General features: G+C 46.5%; 4 protein-coding genes and 1 rRNA gene. All 5 read right to left on the reverse strand.

Annotated features, from left to right (window positions below; genetic code table 11):
* Positions 1–468 (reverse strand): HisA/HisF-related TIM barrel protein (locus ABY436_RS19770; RefSeq protein WP_372740646.1); only part of this gene is annotated, 468 nt, incomplete at its 3' end.
* A gap of 86 nt (positions 469–554) precedes the next feature.
* Positions 555–806: a cell division topological specificity factor MinE gene (minE, locus tag ABY436_RS19775; protein ID WP_372740643.1), complete on the reverse strand. Its 252-nt coding sequence runs from the start codon at positions 804–806 to the stop codon at positions 555–557.
* The gene (minD, locus tag ABY436_RS19780) at positions 803–1,615 is read right to left on the reverse strand and encodes a septum site-determining protein MinD (RefSeq protein WP_372740644.1); all 813 of its coding nucleotides are present in this window, start codon (positions 1,613–1,615) and stop codon (positions 803–805) included. Before minD ends, minE begins: the two co-directional genes overlap by 4 nt.
* 55 nt (positions 1,616–1,670) lie before the next feature.
* Positions 1,671–2,372: a septum site-determining protein MinC gene (gene minC, locus ABY436_RS19785; protein WP_372740645.1), complete on the reverse strand. Its 702-nt coding sequence runs from the start codon at positions 2,370–2,372 to the stop codon at positions 1,671–1,673.
* A gap of 345 nt (positions 2,373–2,717) precedes the next feature.
* Positions 2,718–2,812 (reverse strand): 5S ribosomal RNA (rrf, locus tag ABY436_RS19790); the annotation flags it as partial.

Raw genomic sequence — 2,812 nt, forward strand, 5'->3', positions numbered from 1 at the left:
AATCACCGTATCCGTAACAGTCTGCCAGCGGTCTGTGGCTATATTCCATCCCTTTTCTGTGCGACGACAACTCAGGTCCAACACGAGTTGCTGAACTCCGGTTTCCGCCTTAATCTGCTCCAGACGGTCCCATGAGAAGCGGCCGTGTTCAAACAGGTAAGAGGTCACAATAACATGCGAGGCTCCGGCCCTAAGAAATTCAGCAGCATTTTCGTGATTGACCCCACCACCAAACTGTAGCCCGCCCGGCCAGCTCTGCAGAGCCAGTAACGCTTGTTCCTTATTCCCAGGACCCAGTGCAATTACATGCCCGCCAGTAAGGTTATGCTCACGATATAGACGTGCATAGTGCGCTGCATTATAAGCACTGACAAAGTTAGTGGTTGCACCCTGATCATTCAGACTACCACCCACTATTTGCTTAACCTGCCCCTGATGCAGATCAATACAAGGACGAAACTGAGTCACTCTCATCTCCGGGTTAAAAAAGGCGTCTAACATATCATCATTGATCCGCTAATCACGCCTTGGTTTTAGACTAACGACTTAGCGAGTTACTCAGGCAAAGTAATATTTAATTCCAACACCGAACAATCATCAGTGTTATCCAACTGCACGGTGACCTGATCCGAATCGATATTCACATATTTGCGAATTACATCAATGATCTCCTGTTGCATTAGCGGCAGATAATCAGGCTGCAGGCGCTTATTACGCTCGTGTGCAACAATAATCTGCAAACGCTCTTTAGCAACCGAAGCTGAACGCGTTTTTTCCTTCTTTAAAAAGTAATTAAAAATGCTCACTTTTTGCCTCCCAGTAGCCGCTTCAGGAATCCTTTTTTCTGCACTTCAAGGAAGCGGTGTTCAACCTCTTCGCCCAGCAAGCGCGATACAGCATCAAGGTACGCCTGCCCTGCCTCAGACTCCTGATCCAGAATAACTGGAGCACCTTGGTTCGATGCTTTCAATACAGCCTCAGATTCAGGAATAACACCCAATAAAGGTACTGCCAGAATATCTTCAACATCAGCAACACTTAGCATCTCAGCGGCCGCTACACGCCCCGGACTGTAGCGGGTCAGTAGCAAATGCTCCTTAACTGAACCACCCTGCTCTGCTTTCAAAGACTTACTCTGCAAAATACCAATGATACGATCTGAGTCACGGACAGAAGAGACTTCCGGATTAGTGACAACGATGGCTTCATCTGCAAAATACAGCGCCATCTGCGCACCCTGCTCGATACCTGCGGGTGAATCACAAATGATATATTCAAAGTCTTCAGACAGATCATTTAAAACGGTCTGTACGCCTTCCATAGATAAGGCGTCTTTATCGCGTGTCTGGGATGCTGGTAGTATATACAAACCGGGGGTACGCTTATCTTTAATCAGCGCCTGATTTAAACTGGCTTCCTTTTTAATCACGTTAACAAAGTCATACACCACTCGTCGCTCACAGCCCATGATTAAATCAAGATTACGCAAACCCACATCAAAATCGATCACGACTGTTTTAAAACCACGCAGCGCCAAGCCTGTTGCGATTGCAGCACTTGTCGTTGTTTTGCCTACGCCACCCTTACCGGACGTCACTACAATAATTTTAGCCACTGGAATTCCTCATTAACTGTTTTGATCAACCCATTCGTCAGCACAATGCCTCTGGCTAAAGCGCTACAACCTGAATGGATTCACCTTCTAAAAATGCATGTGCCGCTTGTTTCCAGCACTGCTCACGCAGCTTATCATTCAATATAAAATAGCCAGCAATAGAGACTAACTCCGCTTCCATCTGACGACAGAAGATACGTGCATCTGTATCACCTTGCACACCCGCTAAAGCACGCCCACGCAACGGGCCGTAAACATGAATATGGCCATCCGCTAATACCTCAGCACCTTCGCTAACCGCCGCCATTAATATCAGATCAGCGCCTTCTGCATACACCTGCTGTCCGGAGCGGACCGGCTTGGTAATAACTTTACTGGGACGAAAAACAGGCGCTTTTTCATCCACACGCTGAGCGGGCTCAACCTGGATTTCAGTTGCCCGGGCATTTGATGCGGGTAAAGACGCCAGACCTAATCGCATGACGGTTGACGCTAACTTTCCGCCAACCGCTTTACAAGCAATCGGCTGTAACCCCAACTCACGGCAGGATCCGACAACTTGATGTAGTTGTTCAGCTTGAAGCTCACCATCATACGAAGCAAGATTGAGCACAAGAGGAGATGCGTTGAAAAATTGAGGAGCTGAATCAATTTTTTGTTTTAACTGCTCAAAAAACTGATCCGGTGAATAATCATATAGATCCATAACAACCGCCGTCACAGCGGTGCCTTTCATCTGGAAACAAACATTTGCCATTCAGCAATCCTAACCTACCAATAAAAACCGACACACTAGCTAACCCATCTGCTCCTAGCCGTTCATATGCGTGAGCAGAATAATCAAATAACAACTAGTTCAGAGCGCTACTTTAGCAAATACAGGCAACATCAGGAAACGAAACTGCCACATATTGATAAATTTAATACGCAAGTGCGAAAATTAATGATTTATTGCTATGCAAAGAGAAACTACCAAGATATGAGCGCTCTATTTGCTATCAAATACCCGTAAGCAGACGCTTAGATTTCGTTGGTTTTCACTACTTTTCTGCGGCTATAAAAAAACCCCGATCACAGCGTGATCGGGGTTTCTCTATTAGGTGCTTGGCAATGACCTACTCTCACATGGGGAAACCCCACACTACCATCGGCGCTAAAACGTTTCACTGCTGAGTTCGGGATGGGATCAGGTGGTTC

This window comes from Neptunomonas sp. (genome assembly GCF_041601355.1).
In the GTDB taxonomy this organism is placed as follows: domain Bacteria; phylum Pseudomonadota; class Gammaproteobacteria; order Pseudomonadales; family Balneatricaceae; genus Neptunomonas.